The organism is Bradyrhizobium sp. (assembly GCF_049691595.1).
Classification (GTDB): domain Bacteria; phylum Pseudomonadota; class Alphaproteobacteria; order Rhizobiales; family Xanthobacteraceae; genus Bradyrhizobium.
This window is the reverse complement of record NZ_JBAVNZ010000220.1, coordinates 1-5,750: the sequence shown is the minus strand read 5'-3', so window position 1 is coordinate 5,750 and position 5,750 is coordinate 1. Positions and strand designations below refer to the sequence as shown.

General features: G+C 62.7%; 5 protein-coding genes and 2 pseudogenes. All 7 read left to right on the top strand.

Going from position 1 to position 5,750, the window contains the following annotated elements:
* Positions 1-226, top strand: a pseudogene (locus WCE35_RS09895) (sugar ABC transporter permease); the annotation flags it as partial.
* Positions 226-1,140: a carbohydrate ABC transporter permease gene (locus WCE35_RS09890; RefSeq protein ID WP_424593160.1), complete on the top strand. Its 915-nt coding sequence runs from the start codon at positions 226-228 to the stop codon at positions 1,138-1,140. The pseudogene WCE35_RS09895 and the gene WCE35_RS09890, both read left to right, overlap by 1 nt.
* A 5-nt stretch (positions 1,141-1,145) precedes the next feature.
* Entirely contained in the window at positions 1,146-2,246 is a 1,101-nt protein-coding gene (locus WCE35_RS09885) for an ABC transporter ATP-binding protein (protein WP_424593159.1), read from the top strand.
* Between the two features lie 36 nt (positions 2,247-2,282).
* Positions 2,283-3,272 carry a hydroxyacid dehydrogenase gene (locus WCE35_RS09880; RefSeq protein ID WP_424593158.1) on the top strand — a complete coding sequence of 330 codons (990 nt, stop codon included), beginning with the start codon at positions 2,283-2,285 and terminating at the stop codon, positions 3,270-3,272.
* Positions 3,273-3,336: 64 nt separating this feature from the next.
* Positions 3,337-4,761: an amidase gene (locus WCE35_RS09875; protein ID WP_424593157.1), complete on the top strand. Its 1,425-nt coding sequence runs from the start codon at positions 3,337-3,339 to the stop codon at positions 4,759-4,761.
* Positions 4,762-4,860: 99 nt separating this feature from the next.
* Positions 4,861-5,268, top strand: a complete 408-nt coding sequence (locus tag WCE35_RS09870) for a hypothetical protein (protein WP_424593156.1) — start codon at positions 4,861-4,863, stop codon at positions 5,266-5,268.
* 196 nt (positions 5,269-5,464) lie between these two features.
* Positions 5,465-5,750, top strand: a pseudogene (locus tag WCE35_RS09865) (DUF2147 domain-containing protein); the annotation flags it as partial.

The following is a 5,750-nucleotide window of genomic DNA, read 5'->3' as shown; positions in this document are numbered from 1 at the left end:
GTTCTCGCTGATCGTCACCTTCGCCAATTTCGACATCGTGCGAATCCTGACGGCCGGCGGCCCGCTCGACCACACCCACATCTTTGCCACCTGGGCCTTCAGGGTCGGCATCGAGGGCAGCGACATTCCGCTCGGCGCCAGCGTGTCGCTGTTCATGGTGCCGATCCTTGCGATCGCGGCGGTATTCATCCTGCGTGATGTCAACAAGCGCGGGAATGAAGCCTGATGACAAGCACTGTGGCGATCGACAAGGCGGCGCCGACGCGCACGATCAGATATGGCAGCATGAGCCGCGACCGAACCTGGGCGCTGCGATGGTCGTATTTTTTCCTCACCCTGTTTGCGATTTTCTCGCTGGTGCCGCCGCTCTACATGCTGATCACCTCGCTGAAAAGCAGCGCCGAGATTTCGGCGGCGACCAATCCGTGGTGGGTCTTTCACCCGACGCTGGAAAATTACGTCGGGCTATTGACATCGAACCAGTTCCTGACGTTTTTCCGCAATTCCGCGTTCGTCTCGATCATCGTGGTGACCATTACCATGCTGATCAGCGTACCGGCTGCCTTCGCCCTGGCGCGAATGAGGTTCTGGGGCTCGGCGACGCTGGCGACCGGCGTGTTCCTGACCTACCTCATTCCCGACACGCTGCTGTTTCTGCCGGTGTTCAAGGTGTTCGCGCTGGTCGGCGACCTGACCGGAATTCAGCTGATCAACCGATGGTACGTTTTGCTGTTGATCTATCCGACGCTGACCGTGCCGTTCTGCACCTGGATCATGATCGGCTATTTCGCCTCGATCCCGAAGGAACTGGATGAAGCGGCCATTATCGACGGCGCCTCCTGGTTCCAGACCCTGACGCGCATCTTTATTCCGGTCGCTCTTCCCGGTTTGATCGCGGCAACCATTTTCGCTTTCACCGTGTCCTGGGCGCAATTTCTCTATCCGCTGGTGTTCACGACTTCGACCGATCAACTTGTGCTGCCGGTCGGCATCGTCACCACCCTGATCAAGGGCGACGTTTTCAACTGGGGTCAGATCATGACCGGCGCCCTGCTCGGCGCCGCGCCGCCGCTGATCATCTACGCATTCCTGATGGACTATTACATTGCCGGCCTCACCGCCGGTGCGACAAAGGGTTGATATCAATGGCCGACGTGACGTTGCGTAAGGTGATCAAGCGTTACGACGACGTCGAGGCGGTGCGCGGCATCGACCTCGATATCGCCGACCATGAATTCGTCGTGCTGGTGGGGCCTTCGGGCTGCGGCAAATCGACCACGCTGCGGATGATCGCGGGGCTCGAGGATATCACCGACGGCGACATCATGATCGGCGGCGACGTCGTCAACGACGTGCCGCCGAAAGATCGCGATATCGCGATGGTGTTCCAGAACTATGCGCTGTACCCGCACATGACGGTCGCGGAAAACATGTCGTTCGGGCTGCGGCTGAAACGCTATCCGAAAGCCGAGATCAAGACCCGGATCGACGAGGCCGCGCGGATGCTCGACATCGTCGAACTGGTCGATCGCAAGCCCAAGCAACTATCCGGTGGCCAGCGCCAGCGCGTCGCCATGGGCCGTGCCATCGTGCGCAACCCGAAAGTGTTCCTGTTCGACGAGCCGCTGTCCAACCTCGACGCCAAGCTTCGGGTTCAGATGCGGATCGAGATCAAGAAGGTGCACCAGAAGGTCCGCACCACCACGGTCTATGTGACCCACGATCAGGTGGAGGCGATGACACTCGCCGACAGGGTCGTGGTGATGAACCATGGGCGCATCGAGCAGATCGGTACCCCCAACGAACTCTATCACAACCCGGCCACGCGCTTTGTCGCGGGTTTCATCGGCTCGCCGGCGATGAATTTCATTCCGTGCCGGCTCGAGGATGTCAGCGGCGGGCTGCACATCCGCCTGACCGACCGCATCGCCTTCCCGCTGCCGCCCGCCCGTGTCGCCAGATATCAGGGCGTTTCGCGGACCGATAAATTGCTGCTGGGGATACGGCCCGAACACATCACCGAGGCAAAGGCGCATCCGGAGCCGGGTGTCGAGGCCTTCGACGCCGTGCTCGATGTCACCGAGCCGATGGGAATGGAAACCCTGATCTATTTCATGCTCGAAGCGATCGAGGTCTGCGGCCGGGTCAATCCCAATGCCGGGGCGCACGATGGCGCGCCGCTCCGATTGGCGGTGGACCTCAACAATATGCATTTGCTAAACGAGGTGACCGGCGCCGTCCTTTGACGGCCGCACGACAAGAAATAACCCCGGGGCGGAAGCATGACGACCAACAAGAAGAAAATTTTCATCACTGAATCGTTTTCGCGATCGGGACGGGCGTTGCTGCAGCAGCGGGACGATCTCGATCTCGTCGAATTCCCGAATATGATCTCGGCCGGCGATTTTGAAACCATGCTCCGTCAGCACGCGCCGGTCCATGGCGTAGCCCTCGGCGCCACACGCTTCGGCGAGCCGGAGCTTGAAGCATCCAAGGACATGAAGGTGGTGACGCGGATCGGCGTCGGCTTTGATGCCGTCGACATCCCGGCGCTCAGCCGCCGCAAAATCCCGCTGATGGTCGCCGGCACCGCCAACTCGCCCTCGGTCGCCGAACAGGCCATGTTCATGATGCTGACGCTCGCCAAGCGCGCGGTGGAAATGGATTCCATCGTCAGGGACGGCAAGTGGGGTCATCGTCTGGGCATGCTGCCCTACGACCTCTACGGCAAGACAGTTCTGATCGTGGGTTTCGGCCGCATCGGCACCCGCACCGCCAAGCGTTGCCAGGCGATGGAAATGAATGTGCTGGTCTATGATCCCTACAGGCCCGCGGCCGAGGTCAAGGCCGCCGGTTGCGAGCCGGTCGCCGATCTCGATGCCGCGTTGCCGCGCGCCGACTTCGTCAGCATCCACTGCCCGAAAACACCGGAGACGGTCGGGATGTTCAACGCGGCGCGGCTGAAGCTGATGAAGCCGACCGCGTATCTGATCAATACCGCGCGTGGCGGCATCGTCGACGAGCCGGCGCTTCAGGCCGCGCTGTCGTCCGGCAAGCTCGCGGGCGCGGGCCTCGACGTGTTCGAACAGGAGCCGCCGCCGGCCGGTCACGCGCTGTTTGCGCTCCCGAACGTCATCATGGCGCCGCACGTTGCCGGCGTGACGCTTGAAGCCGTGGACCGCATGAGCGAGCAGACCGCGCGCAATATTTTGAGCGTGCTCGACGGCGAGCCGCTGCGTCAGAACGTCATCAACCAGGACGTGCTCGGCTGAACTTTCGGCCGGGACGGTTTGTCGCCGCCGATCTGTCGATCGGTCCGGCCATCGGGGTATGCACATGGCCTTCAAGGAATACGGCAGCTATGACGCGGTTGGCCTGGCCGATCTCGTCCGGAAAAAGCAGGTCAGCGCCAAAGAACTGCTCGACGAGGCGATCACGCGGACGGCGACGGTCGATCCGCGGATCAACGCGGTGGTGGTCAAACATTACGACTATGCCGAGCGCCAGATCGACAGGGGTCTTCCCGACGGACCCTTCACCGGCGTGCCGTTTCTGCTGAAAGATCTCGATCTGCTGGAAGGGACGCGCACGACATCCGGCGCCAGCATCCTGAAGGACTTTGTCGCCGATCACAGCGGCACCCTCGCCCGCCGTTTCCTCGACACCGGCGTCACCATCTTCGGCAAGAGCTCCAGCCCGGAATTCGGCCTGATGCCGACGACCGAGTCCCGTCTGTTCGGTCCGACCCGCAACCCCTGGAATACCGCGCATTCCTCTGGCGGTTCGTCCGGCGGCGCGGCCGCGGCCGTCGCCGCGCGTATCCTGCCGATGTCGCACGCCAGCGATGGCGGCGGGTCGATCCGGATCCCCGCCTCCGCCTCCGGCGTGTTCGGACTGAAGCCAACCCGCGGGCGCAATCCGCTCGGTCCCGATCGCGGCGAGGGCTGGGGCGGATTCTCGTGTGGCCATGTGGTCAGCATCAGCGTGCGCGACAGCGCCGTGATGCTGGATGCGATCCACGGGCCTGAACCCTCGAGCCCTTACGTCGCACCGCCGCCGGAGCGGCCGTTTTCGCAGGAGGTCGGCCGCGATCCCGGCCGAATGCGTATCGCCTTCACCGACAAATCGCCCTATGGCGACGCCATCGATCCCGAAATCGCCGCGGCAACCCGCGAGATCGCCCAACTGCTGGCCGGGCTCGGCCATCATGTCGAGGAGCGCGCGCCGCCGCTTGCCGCCGATCCGGCGGTGGTGATGGCCGCGATCGTGGGCGCCAACACGGCGCTGACGGTGCGGCTGATCGAGCAGCGGCTCGGCCGCGCCGCGACCGAACATGATCTCGAGATTTTGACGCTGGCGAGCGCCCATAACGCGCAAAAGAGCACGGCGACCGACTATGTCGCCGCGCAGCTCGCGGCATTCCAGATTTCACGCGGGCTGGCGAATTTCTTCGAAGGCTGCGACGTCTTCCTGTGTCCGACGCTATGCTCGCCGCCGCTGCGGATCGGGGAGCTCGACACCATGTCAAAGGACCTGTCGCACATTGCGCCGATCCTGCGGCGCTATATGCCTGCTACCTCCATGTTCAATATGTCCGGCCAGCCCGCGATGTCGGTGCCGCTGGCCTGGAACAAGGCCGGACTGCCGCTCGGCATGATGTTTTCTGCCAAATACGGCGACGAGGGAGCGTTATTCCGTCTGGCGGGTCAGCTCGAACAGGCACGCCCCTGGAAGGGCAGGCTTCCACCGGTACGCGCGTAGGCCGACAAAACCCAGCCTTGTTCAGAGCCCGGAAACGGGATACGGCGTTAGCCGTATTGCAGCTATCCGCATATTGCATGCTTTTTGGAGTCCAAACCTTTGAGCAAGAGCAACCCGACCGACAGCGCGCTCGCAGCCATCGCCAGCATTCTCGATCAGCCGGAGTCCCGTCGCGCGCCGGAAAAGCCGACAGTCGAGCAAAAGCCCGCGGCGCCCCAACCGATCGAGGCCAATGGCTACTCCAGGGTCGGTCCCGGCCCGATGGCGGCGATTCGCTTCAGATGGACGGTGCGCGAGGCGCATGGCGACTATTACGTCGATGAGACGATCGGCGAGACGTCGACGCCCGTCGTCAGCGGCCCGATGGGAGAGGAAGCCGCGATCAAATTCGTCGACGATCGCGAAAGCGAAGCGCGGCGGCGGTTTGAGGATTTGAAGCACGAAATGGCCGGACGCGGCGCAACGTCGAATCCGGTTCGCAAGACTGGCAGCGAAAGCTCAGTTTGAATGGGTACTGCCGGCATGAACCGAATTGCGCCGGAAATTGACCGCCCATCGCGCGCTAATTAGACTTGGCGCCGAACCTTTTTGAACCAAAGCCGCTTAGTCCACGACTTATCGTTTGAAAGTGATCCGGGTCACGTTGCGTGAAGCTGCCAATATGTAGCTTCGGGAACTTGGGGTCCCCGCTCTGGAGGTCATGATGAGGAAGCTTCTGGCTATTGCCGCGCTGTTGCTGGCGAGCACCGCCGCGCAGGCCCAGTACACCTTCGAATATGGCGGCCGCACCATCCGCATCGATCCCGATCGTGGAACCGTTTCAATCCCGGGCGTCTACGACAACACCGGCCGGGGATCGAAGCGCTCAAAGAACGAAGATGGCGATCGCGAATCCAGGCGCAAACAGACGCCGCAACAGGCCAAGACCGATCCCCAGAGCGCTCCGGTTGATGCAGCAACTGCGCCCCAGCCTGCCGCCCCTGCGGCGC